This window comes from Corynebacterium hindlerae (assembly GCF_014117265.1).
In the GTDB taxonomy this organism is placed as follows: Bacteria; Actinomycetota; Actinomycetes; order Mycobacteriales; family Mycobacteriaceae; genus Corynebacterium; species Corynebacterium hindlerae.
The window spans coordinates 76823-94076 of record NZ_CP059833.1; the positions used below are offsets into that span (position 1 = coordinate 76823).

The 17254-nt window shown below is 60.3% G+C and carries 17 protein-coding genes and 1 pseudogene; 6 read left to right on the top strand and 12 right to left on the bottom strand.

Annotation, left to right across the window (positions count from 1 at the left end):
- Nucleotides 1-2: 2 nt before the first annotated feature.
- Nucleotides 3-1286 (bottom strand): DEAD/DEAH box helicase, encoded by a 1284-nt coding sequence (locus tag HW450_RS00360; protein ID WP_182386078.1) that lies wholly within the window; start codon nt 1284-1286, stop codon nt 3-5.
- Nucleotides 1287-1292: 6 nt separating this feature from the next.
- Nucleotides 1293-2747 (bottom strand): NADP-dependent phosphogluconate dehydrogenase, encoded by a 1455-nt coding sequence (gene gndA / locus HW450_RS00365; protein WP_182386079.1) that lies wholly within the window; start codon nt 2745-2747, stop codon nt 1293-1295.
- Between the two features lie 62 nt (nt 2748-2809).
- Here gndA and HW450_RS00370 point away from each other — a divergent pair, with 62 nt between their 5' ends.
- Both HW450_RS00370 and HW450_RS00375 read left to right on the top strand, forming a co-directional pair.
- Complete coding sequence (locus tag HW450_RS00370; RefSeq protein ID WP_182386080.1) at nt 2810-3250, top strand: PaaI family thioesterase; 441 nt, start codon at nt 2810-2812, stop codon at nt 3248-3250.
- A gap of 10 nt (nt 3251-3260) precedes the next feature.
- Nucleotides 3261-3845 carry a class I SAM-dependent methyltransferase gene (locus tag HW450_RS00375; protein WP_182386081.1) on the top strand — a complete coding sequence of 195 codons (585 nt, stop codon included), beginning with the start codon at nt 3261-3263 and terminating at the stop codon, nt 3843-3845.
- Here HW450_RS00375 and thiD read toward each other — a convergent pair.
- Together thiD and HW450_RS00385 are read right to left on the bottom strand one after the other, a co-directional pair.
- Nucleotides 3810-4637 (bottom strand): bifunctional hydroxymethylpyrimidine kinase/phosphomethylpyrimidine kinase, encoded by an 828-nt coding sequence (thiD, locus tag HW450_RS00380; RefSeq protein WP_182386082.1) that lies wholly within the window; start codon nt 4635-4637, stop codon nt 3810-3812. The two genes, HW450_RS00375 and thiD, sit on opposite strands and share 36 nt — an antisense overlap.
- A 55-nt stretch (nt 4638-4692) precedes the next feature.
- The gene (locus tag HW450_RS00385; RefSeq protein WP_182386083.1) at nt 4693-6021 is read right to left on the bottom strand and encodes an NAD(P)/FAD-dependent oxidoreductase; all 1329 of its coding nucleotides are present in this window, start codon (nt 6019-6021) and stop codon (nt 4693-4695) included.
- Between the two features lie 199 nt (nt 6022-6220).
- Between HW450_RS00385 and HW450_RS00390 the strand changes: the two genes are divergently transcribed.
- The gene (locus HW450_RS00390) at nt 6221-7531 is read left to right on the top strand and encodes a class I SAM-dependent methyltransferase (RefSeq protein ID WP_182386084.1); all 1311 of its coding nucleotides are present in this window, start codon (nt 6221-6223) and stop codon (nt 7529-7531) included.
- A gap of 7 nt (nt 7532-7538) precedes the next feature.
- On the opposite strand, the pseudogene chrA reads toward HW450_RS00390, so the two are convergent.
- Nucleotides 7539-8687, bottom strand: a pseudogene (chrA, locus tag HW450_RS00395) (chromate efflux transporter); the annotation flags it as partial.
- A gap of 78 nt (nt 8688-8765) precedes the next feature.
- A complete protein-coding gene (locus HW450_RS00400) occupies nt 8766-10139 on the bottom strand; it encodes an MFS transporter (protein ID WP_182386086.1) in 1374 nt (457 codons plus the stop codon).
- Nucleotides 10140-10275: 136 nt separating this feature from the next.
- On the opposite strand from HW450_RS00400, the gene HW450_RS00405 reads away from it, so the two are divergent.
- Nucleotides 10276-11640: an amidase gene (locus HW450_RS00405; RefSeq protein WP_182386087.1), complete on the top strand. Its 1365-nt coding sequence runs from the start codon at nt 10276-10278 to the stop codon at nt 11638-11640.
- 109 nt (nt 11641-11749) lie between these two features.
- A complete protein-coding gene (gene soxR, locus HW450_RS00410) occupies nt 11750-12199 on the top strand; it encodes a redox-sensitive transcriptional activator SoxR (protein WP_269149331.1) in 450 nt (149 codons plus the stop codon).
- 394 nt (nt 12200-12593) lie between these two features.
- Here the strand turns inward: soxR and HW450_RS00420 are convergent, their stop codons facing one another.
- Genes HW450_RS00420 through HW450_RS13025 form a run of 3 tightly spaced genes read right to left on the bottom strand, consistent with a single transcriptional unit; the run spans nt 12594 to nt 13829 of the window.
- On the bottom strand, nt 12594-12758 hold the full coding sequence (locus HW450_RS00420) for a hypothetical protein (RefSeq protein ID WP_182386088.1): 165 nt from the start codon (nt 12756-12758) through the stop codon (nt 12594-12596).
- Nucleotides 12759-13457, bottom strand: coding sequence for a YceI family protein (locus tag HW450_RS00425; protein ID WP_182386089.1), 699 nt, complete (start codon nt 13455-13457; stop codon nt 12759-12761).
- Between the two features lie 12 nt (nt 13458-13469).
- Entirely contained in the window at nt 13470-13829 is a 360-nt protein-coding gene (locus tag HW450_RS13025; protein WP_182386090.1) for a hypothetical protein, read from the bottom strand.
- A 138-nt stretch (nt 13830-13967) separates the two neighbouring features.
- On the opposite strand from HW450_RS13025, the gene HW450_RS00435 reads away from it, so the two are divergent.
- Nucleotides 13968-14351 carry an RNA polymerase-binding protein RbpA gene (locus HW450_RS00435; RefSeq protein ID WP_182386091.1) on the top strand — a complete coding sequence of 128 codons (384 nt, stop codon included), beginning with the start codon at nt 13968-13970 and terminating at the stop codon, nt 14349-14351.
- 48 nt (nt 14352-14399) lie between these two features.
- Here HW450_RS00435 and HW450_RS00440 read toward each other — a convergent pair whose 3' ends face one another.
- From HW450_RS00440 to HW450_RS00450, 3 genes are read right to left on the bottom strand one after another with little or no spacing between them, the layout of a single operon-like run.
- Nucleotides 14400-15203: a polyprenol monophosphomannose synthase gene (locus HW450_RS00440; RefSeq protein WP_182386092.1), complete on the bottom strand. Its 804-nt coding sequence runs from the start codon at nt 15201-15203 to the stop codon at nt 14400-14402.
- A 45-nt stretch (nt 15204-15248) separates the two neighbouring features.
- Complete coding sequence (gene lnt / locus HW450_RS00445; RefSeq protein WP_182386093.1) at nt 15249-16703, bottom strand: apolipoprotein N-acyltransferase; 1455 nt, start codon at nt 16701-16703, stop codon at nt 15249-15251.
- Nucleotides 16700-17194: an FxsA family protein gene (locus HW450_RS00450; protein WP_182386094.1), complete on the bottom strand. Its 495-nt coding sequence runs from the start codon at nt 17192-17194 to the stop codon at nt 16700-16702. Before HW450_RS00450 ends, lnt begins: the two co-directional genes overlap by 4 nt.
- Nucleotides 17195-17254 lie beyond the last annotated feature (60 nt).

Sequence of the window (17254 nt, forward strand, 5' to 3'; positions counted from 1 at the left end):
TGTCAGTTACGTTTGCCCCGGGGTCTAGCGATGGGTGTTTTCTTCTTCGAGCGACGGCGAGGAGGTTTGCTCGGGGTTGTGGCCTTCGGCTGGTTGTGGCCCGGTGGCGGCAGGGGTTTACCTGATGGCGTGCGGGCACCGGTGAGTCGGGTGAGCTCACCAGGGCGAGCTACCACATCGATTTCTGACGCGTTCACGCCGGCCTTATGGCACATTTTCTCCACTTCATCACGTTGCTCTTGCATTACTAACGTGACAACGGCCCCGGAAGTTCCCGCGCGGGCCGTACGCCCCGAACGGTGCAGATAGGCCTTGTGTTCTGCGGGCGGGTCCACGTGCACCACGAGCGACACGCCGGAAATATCGATGCCGCGGGCAGCGATATCGGTAGCCACCAGCACGGGAACGTCGCCGGAGGTGAACCCTTCGATGGCGGTAGTGCGGGTGGTCTGTCCTTTGTCGCCGTGGATCCCCAGCGCATTGATTCCAACCCGCCGGAGCTTCTTTACCTGCCGGTCCACACCGTGTTTGGTGCGCATGAACATGATGGTCTTACCGTCGCGAGCGGCGATGCGCAGCACGATGCCGTTGCGGGAGTCTCGGTCGCCGACCAGGAGCCGGTAGTGCGTCATGGTGTCGACGGCCGCTTCGACGGGCGCGGTGGAATGCGTGACCGGCGTGGTCAGGTACCGCTGCACAAGCTTATCGACGTCCCCGTCCAACGTCGCCGAAAACAGCAGGCGTTGCCCATCCTTGGGAGTCAGATCAAGTAGCTTGCGCACCTGGGGGAGGAACCCCATGTCTGCCATGTGGTCGGCCTCATCCAGCGCGGTGATCTGAATCGAGTCCAGAAACAGCTCCCCTTGGTTGATCAGATCCTGTGCGCGGCCCGGAGTGGCCACGAGGATATCCACCGGCGTGACCAAGGCTTGAATGTGGCGGGAGATGGCGACGCCACCGACCACGTCCACGATTCGAAGTCCCATCGCCGCAGCGAGGGGATCAAGTCGATCTTTGATCTGGGCCACCAGTTCGCGGGTGGGGGCGAGGATGAGGCCACGGGGATGCCGAGGCCGCGACGCCCCGGCCTGCGCGAGACGAGCAATCATCGGCAGGCCGAAGGTGAAGGTTTTGCCGGACCCCGTTGGCCCGCGTCCCAGCACGTCCTTTCCTTGGAGCGCGTCCGGGATGGCAGTCGCTTGGATGGGGAAAGGGGTGGTGATGCCGAGCCGAGTGAGCTCGTGGACGAGGGGAACCGGCAGCTTTAAATCAGCGAAGGTAGTCAAGAAGGTTTAGGCCTCAACTTCGCTGCGGTCGCCGCTCCACAGGGTGTGGAACTTGCCCGGCTTGTCGGTGCGCTCGTAGGTGTGCGCGCCGAAGAAGTCTCGCTGGCCCTGGATCAGTGCTGCTGGGAGGCGCTGCGCGCGCAGCGAGTCATAGTAGGACAGGGAGGACGCGAACACAGGGATCGGCAGGCCGAGCTGCGTGGCCAAGATGACAACGCGACGCCAGGAATCCATCAGCCCGTCCATCTCGCCCTTGAAGTATGGGTCGAGCAGCAGGGATTCCACATCTGGGTTGGTGTCGTAGGCTTCCTTGATGCGGTTGAGGAACTTGGCGCGGATGATGCAACCACCACGCCAGATGGTGGCCAGGTCACGTGGATCCACGTTCCAGCCGTGTTCCTCGGAGCCCGCCTTGATCTCATCGAAGCCCTGGGCGTAGGCGACCAGCTTGGATGCGTAGAGGGCGCGGCGCACGTCTTCAATGAACTGCGCCTTGTCCACGCCCTGTGCCTCCAGGGAGGACAGCTCGCCGGAGGGCAGGTTGCCGATGGTGGCGGCGCGCTGGTTGCGAGCACCCGACAGTGCGCGGGCGAACACGGCTTCGCCAATACCGGTGGTGGCAATGCCCAGGTCGAGGGCGGCCTTGACGGTCCAGCGGCCGGTGCCTTTTTGGCCTGCGGAATCAACGATGACGTCGATAAGCGGCGTGCCCGTCTCCGCATCCACCTGGGAGAGCACCTCAGCGGTGATCTCCACCAGGTAGGAGTCCAGGTCACCGGTGTTCCATTCCTTGAACACCTCGGCGATCTCGGCTGGGGTCATCCCGGCTGCGTAGCGCAGCAGGTGGTAGGCCTCGCCGATGACCTGCATGTCCGCGTACTCGATGCCGTTGTGCACCATCTTGACAAAGTGGCCGGCACCGTCGGGGCCGATGTGGGTGCAGCACGGGGTGCCGTCCACGACAGCTGCGATGGATTCCAGCAGCGGGCCGAGGGACTCGTAGGACTCCTTCGGGCCACCTGGCATAATGGCTGGGCCGTTGAGTGCGCCTTCCTCACCACCGGAAATACCGGCGCCGACAAAGTGCAGGCCACGTGCGGAGATTTCCTTTTCGCGGCGAACGGTGTCTGTGTAGAGGGCATTGCCGCCGTCGATGATGATGTCGCCTGGTTCCATGGCGTCGGCAAGCTGGTTGATCACGGCGTCGGTGGCGGGGCCAGCCTGAACCATGATGATCGCGCGACGCGGGCGTTCCAGGGCGGCGACGAACTCCTCAATGGTCTTGGTAGGGATGAAGCTGCCCTCATCGCCGTGCTCGTGCATGAGAACTGCGGTCTTTTCGTAGGTGCGGTTGAACAGCGCCACGGTGTGGCCACGGGAAGCAAAGTTGCGTGCCAGGTTTGAGCCCATAACGGCCAAACCGACAACACCGATGTGTGCAAGAGCATTGTTCTCAGTCATGGTTCACATCGTACCTGGTGCGTCCCGTGCAGCCGTGGTTAAGCAGTCTAAAATGCTTCGGTATGGAACTAACTGCACTTTTTGCCCAGGCACAGAACCGGCCACTTAACGACGAAGAACTCGCACAACTCAACGCCGCTGATCGCGGATTCTCCCGGCACATCGGGGTGCGATTCACGTTCGTCAGCGCTGACCGAGTGACCGCGGAAATCCCGGTCACCCAGGAGTTGCTTCAGATCGCCGGGATTGTCAACGGTGGGGTGTACTGCAGTATCGCGGAAACGCTGGGTTCTATCGCCGGGTTCGCAGCGGCCGGGGGACGGCCGGTGGTTGGCGTGAACAACAACACCAATTTCCTGTCGGCGTGTGGTTCTGGTGTGATCGAGGCGGAGGCAATCACGATTCACGCTGGCCGCACCACCCAGGCCTTTGAGATTCGGTGTCGGCACCGCGATAAATTGCTTGCCGTCACCACGCTCCGCACGATGGTTCTTTCCAGTTAGGCTAGCTGCTATGCGTACCTGGAACGAGATCGTGGCGGCGAACCCCGAGCATTCAGAAAACTACGCGCGACGCTGGAAGAACTTCCAAGCGGAGGGCAAGGACATTGACGGTGAGGCGCGTTTCCTTGACGCCCTCGCCCCGCGCGGCGCCCGTATCCTCGACGCAGGTTGTGGCACCGGTCGCGTCGGCGGGGTGCTGGCGCAACGCGGTCATACCGTGGTGGGGGTGGACATTGATCCGGTCCTCATTGGCCATGCACAGCAGGATTTTCCTGACCAGCAGTGGCAGGTGGGGGATCTTGCACTGGGAGAGGTGCCCGCTGGCCCTTTTGACATCATTTTCTCTGCCGGAAACGTGATGACGTTCCTGGCTCCGGCGGGTCGGCTCCCAGCGTTGCGGGCGCTCGCCGGGCAGCTCGCCGAGGACGGTCGACTGGTGATCGGTTTCGGCACGGATCGTGGCTACCACTACCGGCAGTTCTTGCAGGACTGCGCCGAGGCAGGGCTCACGGAGAGCCTATTACTGTCCACGTGGGATATGAAGCCGTTCCTGCCGAGCTCAGGGTTTATCGTCGCCGTGTTGGAGCGGGCGTAGCCACACGCCATGGTCGACGGGGCCGTGCCCCGATCCCACCTCGAGGGCATCGGCGTTACTGATGGCGTCGTGTAGCCAGCGCGTCGCCCACTCGAGGGCAGCGGGCGCGTCGGCGAGCTGCGCGTATTTGGTGGCCAGCGCGGCGCTGAGCGAACAGCCCGTGCCGTGCGTGTTGGAGGTCTGTAGCCGGGGTGTGGAGGTGTGTGAGAGGACCCCGGTGGCGTCGATAAGCCAGTTTCCGGCTTCTGCTCCGCTCAAATGCCCGCCCTTAACGACGACCATAGCCCCCGTCTCCGCGGCGAAGCGCTGCGCGGTCTGGTGTGCTGAGTCCGCGTCGGGAAGCTCAGTGCCGGTGAGAACGGCGAGCTCGGGAAGATTTGGGGTGATAATCGTCGCGCGACCTGCTAGTTCACGCAATGCCTGTTCCGCTTCGGCGTCGAGCAGGCGGTCGCCGGAGCTTGCGATCATCACCGGATCCAGGATGAGCGGGGCGTCAATGGCTGCGAACCAGTTGCTGACCGTGCGGATGATATCCGTGGTGCCGAGCATGCCGATTTTGACGGCGTCGATGGCCACGTCGTCGGAGACAGCGGCGAGTTGCTGCTGGAGAAAATCAACCGGGGGAATGTGGACGCTGCGCACCCCGTGGGTGTTTTGGGCCACCAGTGCCGTGACCACGCCCATGCCGTAGCCACCCGCGGCCAGAATGGACTTCAAGTCAGCGTGCAGTCCTGCGCCCCCGGTGGGGTCAGTACCGGCGATGGACAAGACGCGGGGGATAGGGCGGGGCATCGGTAGGTCTCCTAAAAAGGTGCCCCCTAGTAGGAAACTAGGGGGCACAGGTTGGTTATTGCTCGATCAGGTTACGAGCCTTGCGCTGCTGATCAGTGACGGTCATTTGCCAGCGCTTCGGGGACAGGACGTTCAGGCCCCATGCCCACGCGGCGGTCCAGCGGTTACGGTAGCCGACCAGGAACATGATGTGGACGGCCAGCCACATGATCCAGCCGACCAGGCCGGTCGTTTCGACCTTGCCCATCTTCACCACTGCAGAGTAACGGGAGACGGTGGCCATGGAACCCTTGTCAAAGTATTCGAACTTCGGGCGTTCGCCGGTGCGGCCACCCAGCTCAAGGATGATCTGCTCGGCAGCGTACTCGCCACCCTGCATCGCAACCTGGGCGACGCCGGGAAGGTTGTTGCAGTTAGCCATGTCGCCCACCAGGAAGACGTTCTTGTATTCGCCCACGGTGAGGTCGTCGTTGACGATTGCGCGTCCGGCGCGGTCGCATTCGGTACCAGCCTGGTCAGCGATCTGCTTAGCCAGCGGGCTGGCGGCCACGCCAGCGGACCATATCTTGCAGAAGGAACGGATGGTCTGGACCGAATCGTCCTTCATATTCTTGACGGTGATTGCTTCCTCGGTCACGTCGGTGACGATGGAGTTGAGCATCACGGTGACGCCGATCTTTTCCAAGCGACGCTGAGCGTTGCGGCCGAGGCGTTTGCCGAATGGTGGCAGAACCTGTGGCGCGCCGTCGAGCAAAATGATCTTGGCCTGCGATGGGTCGATATTGCGGTACTGATCCTTCAGGGTTCGGTTAGCCATCTCAGCGATCTGGCCAGCGAGCTCAACACCGGTTGGGCCAGCGCCGACGATGGTGAACGTCATGTAGCGCTCGCGCAGGTGTGGATCCAACGTCATGTCGGCGCGCTCGAAGGCTTCCATCAGGCGGGCGCGGATCTCCAGGGCGTCGTCAATGTTCTTCATGCCAGGGGCAAACTCAGCAAAGTGATCGTTGCCGAAGTAAGACTGGCCGGCGCCAGCAGCGACGATCAGGGAGTCATATTCAAAAACCTTGGTGTTGTTACCCAGCTGGGTGGTGACGGTCTGAGCCTTGATGTCAACACCGGTGACGCGGGCCTTGACTACGTACGCGTTGTCCTGGTCTGCGAGGATCTGGCGGGTAGCCGGAGCGATCTCGCCGGAAGCAAGCAGGCCGGTCGCTACTTGGTAAAGCAGTGGCTGGAAGAGGTGGTGATTGGTGCGGTCGATGAGGGTCACATCGACGTCTGCATTCTTGAGGCGCTTAACGGCAAACAATCCGCCGAAACCGGATCCAATAACAATAACGTGGTGGCGTCCTCCGGCTGGGCGGTAAGGCTGCTCAGTCATAAAGTTTGTGCTCCTGATAGGAAAAATCCAATGGTTAGGTATTCCATCTTAACCCCTATTGGGATAACGCTCACACTACGGTTGCCTTAGCCACACTGTGGTGCGCTTTTACGTGTCGCTGATCACTGTGCGCGCTGTCGAACATTAAGCTGGGGAAGCATCCGATGCTGAGCACAGAATCGAGGTGGCGAGAACCCGGATGGCTACATACACTCCTGAACACCTTGCCAATGTGGATGACGAGACCTGGTCTGCGCTGGTGAACGTCACCGAGCCGGGGCCGATCAGCAATTTCCGGGCTCGCCGTGCTGAGCAGCGTTTCGCTGCTGCCTGTGCCAAGGCCGGCCTCGAGGTGGAGGGAGATAGCCCGGATCTGGTAGTGGTGCACGACGAGTTGTTTGTTCGCCTGGCTGAGTCTGGCTGGTTGGGGCTCGCAGAATCCTATATGGCCGGGGAATGGACGGCCCCGGATCTAACGAAAGTGCTTGAGAAACTGTTGGGGGCAGGCTACGCCCCGCGGAGGGAGCGCTTGGCGAAGACAGTCCCGAGTCGCGGGACAGGCCAAGAACTTCCCGCTGATCTGGTGCAGCTGACCTCAGAGGACGGCGTGTCCCTGTGCGGTGGATTGTTCGCCTCCGGAGTTCCCACCACCGTGCGGAAAGCCACCAAAAGCTTCGTGCCTGGCGCCGGGCGGGGCAAAGAGCCGGCCTCTCACTTTGTGGACGTGACGTATGTGTCAGCCCCAATTGACGTGGAGCGCGCCGATTTCCCTGCCGCACAGGAGCGCGTGATGGCGAGCCTGCTGGATGCAGCTTTGGTGGACCAGGGTGCTGACGTGCTCGAATATCCCAGCTCCGGTGGGGCGCTCGCGATGCAGGCGTCGGCGCGGGGCGCCACTGTGGACGTGCTGACCTCTGACCCGGATCATCGCGTGGCTCTGGACGAATTCATTACTCTTAACGGAGCAACGAACCAGGTGCATCCCTACACGTTGCCGGCGGCGTTTCCCTCCCGGGAGGATTGGCGCGGCCGATATGACTGCATTTTGTCTCTGGAAAAACTGGAGCACATGGGCAAGAATGGTCGGCTTTCGTACCTCAAGGCACTCGACCGGATGCTGACAGTGGGCGGCTTCATCGGGATGCAAACCGTGGTGGCCACCGATGTGTTTGGCCCTAACTCGCGGGCGGCCCTGGCCGTGCTGCAGGGCTACCTGTGGCCGGCACTGCGCTTCTCGACGCCCGAGAAGCTTCATCAACTCGTCGATAAAGAAACCGGGCTGCGTATCATCGGGCAAAAGCACTTCGGTGAGCACTACCGGGAGTCGTTGCGCATTCAGCGGGAAGTTTTCGAAAGTAATCTGCGCCAGGCCGCGGCCGCGGGCTATGACTCCGTGTTCCGCCGACTGTGGATCTACCAGTTTGCGCTCCTGGAAGCGCTGTTTAACCTGGGGTGTTTGGACGCGGTCCAATTCACGCTGACCACGAGGAACAGGTCGGGGCGTCGTTAAGCCTGCGCTACAGCAGCACCCAACCGGCGAGCGCCGCACCCACGGCGATGGCCCACGGTGGCACGCCCCATTTCGCCATGCCCAGCCAGCACGTTGCGACGATACCGAGGCTAGCGATGCCGGTGACCCCGTGCGTGAAGACCGGCTGGTAGAGAGCGGCGGCAAGCAACCCGACCACGGCCGCATTAGCGCCGGAGAACGCTTTACGCACCCGCAGCGGGTGGGAAAGCCGATCCCAGTAGTGCAACCCGAACAGCACTAACAACGCAGACGGGGCGAAGATCGCGACGGTAGCGATGAACGCGCCGAGCAGTCCCGCGTCCGCAGCACCGAGGAAGGACGCGAAGGTAAACAACGGGCCCGGAACTGCCTGGGCGGCAGAATAACCGGCCAAAAACTCGGTGTGCGTTACCCACCCTGGGGCGACAGTGTGCTGCTCGAGCAGCGGCATCACCACGTGCCCGCCACCGAAAACGAGCGCGCCAGAACTGACATACGCGTTCACCATCTCCAGGAAGTGATTGCCGGTTGTCCGTGCCAGCACAGGAAGCGCAACGATTGCAACGATAAGAACAGTGAGAGCAGCAATCGCCACCGACTGCGGAACCGTCGCAGTGTGAGCAGCCGCGGTAGGTTCGCTCGCCGAGCAGAACGCCATCCCCGCCAAGGCAGCCACGAAAATCACGAGGAGATGCGTCCACGGACCGGGCAGCGCCAACACCGTGATCCCGGACAACACGGCGATGGTGGCAGTGACCTTTGTTGCTGCCAGGTTCTTCGCCATCCCAGCAACCGCGTGGAACACCACCGCCACGGCTGCGGCGAGTAGCCCCGCGAGCCAACCGGCCTGCGGATCCACCCACGCGGAGTTCTTCACCAACAGCGCGAACGCGGTGAGGGTGGCCGCAGAGGGGAGGGTGAAGGCCAGCCACGCCATGAGCACTCCCAGGTAACCGGCGCGCCGAAACCCAATCACCATGCCCACCTGGGAGGAAGCGGGGCCGGGGAGGAATTGGCAGAGCGCCACGGTATTTGCGTAGTCGGCCTCATCGAGCCACCGGCGCCGATCGACGAATGCGGTTTTGAAATAACCGAGATGGGCGGTGGGGCCACCAAAAGAAGTAAGCCCCAGCGCCGTAAACACCTTGAGAACTTCCCAAGCGGAGCCACGGGACGAAGAGACAGTCGTAGTGGCTTAGTTTAGGGCGGATGGGGCTGGGTTGCTTGCTAACAGTTAGATAGCCGTGAGATCGTGGTCCTTCGTTTCCTTCATAGCGAAGATCGCGATGAGGGAGATCATGCACACGACGATCAGGTAGATCCCCACCGACGCGACACCGTGGTGTTTGACCAGCCACGTTGCTACGAACGGTGCGATCGCGGCACCGAGGATGGAGGACACGTTGTAGGCGATACCGGAACCGGTGTACCGAACGTTGGTCGGGTAGAGTTCCGGCAGCACGGCCGACATTGGCCCGAAGATCAGACCCATGATGAACATGCCCAAGGTGAGGAACATCAGGACGCTACCCTCGGTGGCGGAGGACGGTGCGAGGAACACTGGGAAGGTGAACCCGAACCCAACCATGATGAAGGACACCACGATCAGGGTGCGGCGGCGACCGAACCGGTCGGCGAGCCATCCGGCCAGCGGAATGCCCACGATGAACGCGAAGATGGAGATGATCTGCAGCTTCAGGAAGTGGATGTAAGGGATCCCGAGGCCCACGCCGAGTTCCTTCTTACCAATGCCGTAGGACAGGATCCAGGTGGTAACCAGGTAGAACATGGTGTAGCAGGACACCATGACAAAGGTGCCGATGATCAGTGGCTTCCAGGATGTCTTGAACACCTCACCCAGTGGGGTCTTGACTTTCTTGCCTTTGTTCAGAGCGTCGGTAAACACTGGGGTTTCTTCCAACTTGAAGCGCACGTATAGTCCGACCAGCACCATTACTGCGGAGAGCAGGAATGGGATACGCCAGCCCCATTCCATGAAGGCGCCTTCGGTGCTGCCGTTGGTGTGACCGAGGAACGTGACCAGGATCAGGAACAGTCCGTTGGCAGTGAGGAATCCGAATGGCGCGCCGAGCTGTGGCCACATTGCGGCCCAGGCACGCTTACCCTTTTCGGCGGTTTCAGTAGCCAGCAGCGCAGCGCCCGACCATTCGCCGCCCAAGCCAAGGCCTTGGCCGAAACGCATCAGGGCGAGCATCGCTGGCGCGGCCACTCCCGCCTGGGCGTAGGTGGGGAGCAAACCGATGATGAAGGTAGCAATACCCATGGTCAGCAGGGAGCCGACGAGTGTTGCCTTGCGACCGATGCGGTCACCGAAATGGCCGAAGACGACGGAGCCCAAGGGGCGGGCGACGAAGGCGAGGCCGAAGGTGGCGAAGGACGCAAGCAGGCCGATAGTGGGGTCCTCGTTCTTGGGGAAGAACAAGAAGGGAAACACGGCTACTGCGGCGGTGGCGTAGGCATAAAAGTCGTAGAACTCAATGGTGGTGCCCACTGTGGACGCAATGATGATTCGGCGCTTGGTTTTTTTGTCGAGCTTGGCGCCCGGTACTTGTGTCGCAGTGTGCGTAGAGGTTGTCGCTTGGGGCATAAACACCACCTTGTGTGAAGCTAGTCGGAATAGGGTTTCTCGAGACTAACACAAAAATCTCACACAATGGAAAGAAATTCCCAACCTGTAGAACAATTTGGTGTTGGTAACTGTTGGCGTGTCGTATAGTAGGCGTATGACCAGTATTCCGTGGCATGAGTGCGATGTCTATAGTTGGCGGGAAAAAGTTGCACTGACCAGTGCAGAAACCGGCATAGTGGCGTGCCTGCAGCGAATCGATGAACTCAACCCCACCCTCAACGCACTTTCATTTGTGTTACGAGACGAGGCGCTCGCGCGGGCGCGCCAGTTGGATAAAACTCCGCCGAGCGGTCGGGGAGTGCTCCACGGGGTGCCTATTGTGATTAAGGACGAAATGCCGGTCGCGGGGGTTCCCACCACTTTCGGCACGGCGACGCAAACCACTCGCGACCCCGGCAATGCGTGGGCGGTGCAGCGCCTTCTCGACGCCGGAGCCATCATCGTCGGGAAATCCAGAATGCCGGAGTTTGGCTGCTGGGCCTTCACGGAGACCGAATCGAAGGGGATAGTCCGCAACCCACACGATCTTTCCCGCACCACTGGCGGCTCCTCTGGTGGTACTGCCGCAGCAGTCGCATCCGGGATGGTGCCCGCAGGTATGGCCGGCGACGGTGGTGGATCAATCCGTATTCCAGCAGCGCAATGCGGCTTATTCGGGTTGAAGCCACAGCGCGGACGCGTCTCACTGGCGCCTTTTCCTGACCTCTGGCACGCACTGGGGACCGTCGGCCCGCTTACCCGCACCGTGCGAGATAGTGCACTGCTTTACGACGTCATTTCCGGCACGGCCGACACGGATTCCTGGCATGCAGAGCCGATTGGCTCCTTGGTTGACGCCTGCTCGCGCGAGCTTTCCGGTTTACGGATAGGCGTGGTGCAGCGGGCCTTTTCCAATGGCCGGAAAGCTTGCAAAGAACATCGAGATGAGGTTGCTCGGGTTGCTGAGCTGTTGCGTGCGCAGGGGCACGAGGTCTCCGACGCGACGGTACGATTTCCGAACCCGACATTGCCTTTTCTGATCCAATTCTTCACCGGCCCACTAGCTGAGTATGAGCTGCTGAAAGATACGTCACTGCTCGAATCTCGCTCGCAAGCAGTGGTGCGGGTTGGCAAGCTGATCCCAGCAAGTGCCATCGAGTGGGCGAAGCGGCGGTCGCTCGCCATAGGAAAGGCTGTCGATGAGGTATTTGAGGACTATGACGTCCTGCTATCTCCGACTCTGGGGAAGCGGCCAGCCCGGATTCCAGCGCTTCGGGGTAAGGGAATGATTGGGGCGATGGTGGCTTCGGCGTCCTCCGTCGGGTTTACCGCCTTTACCAACATTTCTGGGCAGCCAGCTGCGCATGTGACCACAGGTTGGGCGGGGGATGGACTGCCTATCGGGGTGCAGCTTATTGGACCTTCGAATGGGGAAGAGGTTCTGGTGTCCGTGGCCGAATGGTTAACGAACTCCGTGTAGTAGGTGCCATTTCTCAAAGGCGGGGTCGGTTAATTCCTGCTGGTGGTAGAAGGTTTCTGTTGATATACCCCAAAACTACAACTTAAAGTTAACTTTAAGTCAAGGGGTTGTGGAGAATGCGATGGAGCTTTCTGTTGGTGAAGTAGCAGCACGCGCCGGTGTGGCACCTTCCGCTGTCCGGTTTTATGAATCAAAAGGGTTGATCGCGAGTCATCGAAACGTTGGAAATCAACGGCGATTCAAGCGAAGTGTCCTGCGGCGGGTTGCCTTCATAAAAGTGGGGCAAAAAGTGGGGCTGAGCCTCGACGACATAGCTCAAGCTTTGGGTGAGCTGCCACACGGTGAAGCGGTGCCAACCAAAGCCGATTGGCAGCGACTCAGTGAATCGTGGCGTCCGCGGATGGATCTTCAAATCGAACGTCTGAAGCGCTTGCGAGACAACCTTGATAGCTGCATCGGTTGTGGCTGCCTCAGCTTGGAAAGTTGTTCGCTTTATAACCCGGAGGACCGGTTGTGGCATGTGGGAACTGGGGGCTGTGAAACTCGAACCCCTCAGTGATGGGAATTAACCTCCACGGCCACGTCAAGGTTCTGGGCTAGGGCGTCGTGAAGCATGCTCAGTGTTGCGTGTGGGGCGTGACACGAACCGCCGTGCCAATCGCCCCAGACATTGTCTATGTGTTGGCCGAGGAAACCCCATACGAGCCAACGCCGTTCCATGTGTGCGACGTGATTGAGGAGCTCGGCGGCTGACCAGCCACTCGGTGTTAGTGGAACGTGAATACTGGGCTGCTCGGATGCTCGCTCAAGCAGGCTGGCGTGAAAATACTTCAGGTATCCAAGTAGATGCTGGGAGACTGACTACACGGCGCCGGATGGAGGGTAGGGCTGTGGGCTGGTCATGGAACCAGTGTACCGATGCCCTATTTGACATAATGTACATTATCGGACAGTTATTTGTTTTTGTAGGCCGTACGCAGTTGAAACGCTGTCAGAACAAACAAGATCAGCGTGATCCCGGCTACGAGCGGCATCTGCTGCGTCATGACGAAGATAAAGAACGCGAGCAACGCCACCAGCCGGAACCACAGCCACGGGATGAGCTTCTCTGTGGGCATTTACTTCTCCAGCGCGATGCGGATGTTCAGGTGCCCTTCAGTATCAATTTTCGCTGCCACGAAGTCTGGCGTCTCCACGCCGTAATCCAACCGGTTGATTGGGATGTTCGCTCCCACGACCATGTTGTCGCCAGTGCGCAGCACTTCCATCTCAGCCTGGATGTGCTTAGACACGCCGTGGATGGTGAGGGTTCCCGGCACGGTCACTTTGCCGATGGTCCCGTTGTCTGGCACTGACGACACGTCAATTCCCGCGCCCTCATCGACTGCGAAGGTTGCCGTTGGGAACTGGTCCGTCTCAAGCAACTTCATGCGCACGTTGATATCGCGCTTTTCTCGGTCGGTGTGAATGGTCGTCATATCGACCGTAATTTTCGCCGCATTGAGCTTCCCCTGTGCGATAGTTACGTCACCCGTGACGTTATTAGTACTACCCGAGGTAGCACGACGTTCGCCAGGAAGGATCTCCCAAAATGTGTAACCGACGGATGTCGGGTTACCAGGAGCCGCTTTGACTACGTGCCACGCACCGTTGAAATCAGTGGAAGCATTCTTCGCGCCCTCGACTTGGATGCCTTCAGTTTTCACACCGGGCGTCATGTAAGCCTTGTACGCAACCGGAACCACGCTGGCGAGTGCGACGACAATAATCGCCACGACCATACCGATGATCAGTTTCTTGTTGTACGTCTGTTGCATGGAGGAATTGACCTAACGTAGTTTCTCGATGGACCGAGCAAGCTCGACTAAATCTTCGCACAGCTGCCGGATTTCTTCTCCATCAGCTCCCTCTGACGCGGCCGTCGCAACGTCCTCTGCAGCGCAACGCAGCTCAAACAATGAATCCTTGAGCCGAGAAGCTTTCTCCGGCCGCAGAATCACAGCCTCGGCGGGAATAGCCGTACCCGCAACATTGTTGCGTTGTTCGTAGGCGCGTTGTCGGCAGGAATGACTGCAGTATTTTTTCGGTCGACCTCGACCCGAAACCTCAATCGGTGTGCCACACCAGGCACACGTCGTGGGCTGTGGGGTCTCTGCATACGAGGGTGACGAAGCAGAATACGGTTTCACGTGCTAAACCATAGTCGATTCGTCCTCGCCTTTGCTAAACCCCACGTGCAAGCCACACCCTAAAACCGCTATAATGGCGAAATATTGCCCGGAAGTCACCTTTTCGTGGGTGTATCACTAGCTAAGGACTGAATTTACATGGCAGATCGCGTACTTCGTGGCAGCCGCATGGGCGCTGTTTCCTACGAAACGGACCGAGACCACGATCTCGCGCCACGTCAAATGGTCAAGTACAAGACGGACACCGGTGAGGTGTACGAGGTCCCATTCGCCGACGACGCTGAAATCCCAAGCACCTGGCTGTGCAAAAACGGCCAGGTAGGCGTGCTGATGGAAGGCGAAGGCCAGGAAGCGAAAGAGGTCAAGCCACCTCGTACCCACTGGGACATGCTGCGCGAGCGTCGCTCCATCGAAGAGTTGGACGTGCTCCTGGAAGAGCGCATCGAGTTGTTGCGCAAGCGCCGTCGTAACGCTGCCCGCCTGCTCAAGCAGCAGCAGGAGGAAGCCGCACAACAAGGCTAGAAAGCCACACAAAAACCCTACTCAGGTGACCTGAGTAGGGTTTTACTTTTAGTACAGGCGCTTCTTGCGCTTGTTCTCGATTTCGTACTTGACCAGGCCGTACATTTCCTTAGCCAATTCACGAACCTGCTCGCCGCGGTGCGCCAGGCCCCACTTGGTTACCTCAAGTAGGGAATCCTTGACAAAGGAACCATCGAGCTTGGACTCCCCGATCTCCCGTTCGGTGAACGTGATCGGCACCTCTACGACATCCCAGCCGGCGGCGACGGCGCGACGTGCCACATCCACTTGGAAGATGTAGCCGGCGGCGGAGAGCTCATCGAAGTTCAGGGACTCCAGCAGTTCGCGTCGGAAAGCGCGGTAGCCTGCGGTCATGTCGGTGAGCCCGGAGCCGAGCATCAGGCCGATGTACAGGTTGCCGCCCTTGGACAGCAGCCAGCGATTCTTCGGCCAGTTCACCACCTTGCCACCTGGTACGTAGCGGGAACCGATCACCAGGTCTGCCCCGGCATCGATCTTCTCTAGCAGCAGGTGGAGTTGCTCAGGGGCGTGGGAGCCGTCGGCATCCATCTCGCAGAGCACGGTGTAGCCCTGCTCCAGACCCCATTCAAATCCGGCAAGGTAAGCGCCCAGCAGGCCACCCTTGCCTTCGCGGTGCAGGACCTTGATGTGGCTATCTTCGGCGGCGAGCTTGTCGGCTGCTTCGCCGGTGCCGTCTGGGGAGTTGTCATCGACGATGAGGATATCTACCTCAGGAGTTGCCTTGCGGACGCGTCCGGTGATGAGCGGCAGATTCTCCAGTTCGTTGTACGTCGGAATGATCACGAGCGTGAGATCACTTGGATTGCTCATTAGTTTAAGTTTCTCCCCTATTCGGTGACAGTTCTTGTGCCCATTCTACCTGTGGCGGCGCGACACCATCAGCGACAGGACCGCTGCAGCCAGCCCGAGCCCCACCATGATCAGCTCCATGAAGTGCCCGTACCGGACTGCGATGGTGCGACTGTCCTTCAGTGGCAGCGTGTCCACGAGCGTCGCAGGTTGGAAAATTGCGGTTTTCTCGATGACCGAACCGTCGGGGAGGATCAGCGCCGAAGAGCCAGAGGTCGCTGCGATGACGACGGCGCGGTCGGTCTCGATGGCCCGCATTCGGCTCATGGCCATCTGCTGGTAAGTCATGTTGGTGAACCCGAAGGTGGCGTTGTTCGTCGGCGTGGCAAGGATTTGCGCGCCCTTATCGACGGCCGTCCGCGCAGCAGCATCAAACGCAACCTCATAGCACGTGGCAATACCCACCTTCACGTCCTTCATGGTCACCACGCCGTCGCCATCACCCGGCTGGAAGTTGCCAGCCATGTCTACGAAGGAGGAAAAGCGCCGGAAGAAATCCCGGTAGGGCATGTATTCCCCGAAGGGCTGCAGGAACTTTTTGTAGTGGTACTCCCCTGTCGTGCCATCCGGGTTGAACACCACCATGGTGTTGCGTGGCCCAACCTCGTCCACGGTGATCGTGCCGACTAGGGTCGGCGCGTTGACCTTGGCCACGGCACCGGTGATGAGCTGCCGGGCCTTATCGTCGCTAAACGGGTTGACATCGGAGGAGTTCTCCGGCCAAATCACCAGATCCACCGGCTCTTCGAGCTCTTCGGTGACGCGGGCATGATTGGCGAGCACCGCGCGGCGCTGCGCATTGAAATCAAGGCCCAACCGGGGCACATTGCCCTGGATCGCAGCGATCTTGATCTCCCCGGTGGGCGCGCCAGCGGGCTGGACCAGCGGGATCGCCATACCAGAGCACACCAGCAGGAATGCGCCGATTGCGGGGATGAGGCGTCGTGAAGCAAGCAACGCGCCTACGAAGACCGCAACGAAGGTGACCAGCGCTGGCCCGCCTATCGACGCCCACTGCGCCACCGGCCCCTCAATCTGACCCCAGCCCAGGCGCCCCCAGGCGAAGCCACCAAACGGCCAGTTGGATCGGACGAACTCCATGGCCACGAACCACAGCGCGAACGCCAGCGGTCCCCAGTGCTTCCAGCGTGCGATGGGCACAGCCAAGAATCCGAAAACCACGAAATACAGCGACTCAGTCACCGCCAGCGCAAGCCACGGAACCGCGCCCACAAACTCGCCGATCCACGGCAAGAGCGGCACATAAAGTGCCAAACCATAAGTCAGGCCGATCAGCGCGCCAGAGCGCTTACGGGGCTGGTCATCGCCCCACGGCATCAGGGCCACAGCTAACGCGGCGAGGCCGAGAATGCCGGCCCACCACCAACCGAGCGGTACAAAAGAAGCGTACGAAGCGTACCCGCCGATTCCGGCAAGCACGAGCCGAGCCAGAAGCCTCACTTAAAGTCCTCCGGCTTGACATTGTCCGACCAGCCTTTGAGCTCGTCTTCGTCGATCACCGGCTTGTTAGGATCCGCGAAGGACCCATAGACCGTGTGCTCCCGATACCTATTCGTTGCCTCAAAACCACGCATGCCTAAGTTTTCAATCTTCACACGCAGCTTCTTTGCCAGGGCTTTCCGCGCCAACGCCCGCGTGGGCGGCACAATGAGCAACAATCCGAGCGCTGTGGTGACAAAACCAGGCGCAGCCACCAAGATCGCACCCGCGGCCAACAAACCATAGTCACCAGCCAGCCGACCAGGGTTAACCTGCTGCTGGTGCAGCGCGACGCGGCCAATGCGCTTCATCTCAAAGGCCGCCAAGAATAGGCCGCCAAAGAAGCACAGAAACAGCGCAAGCAGCGCCCAGCCGACGCCGATGGCCTCGGAGACACCCCAGAACGCGAGGGCCTCGATAAGGAAATAGGGAAGAGCAATGATCAAAGGCACGCTACTACCCTACCGGTTGGCTTGCTAGTCTTTGTAAAGCAGCGCGGGTTTGCTGATAGT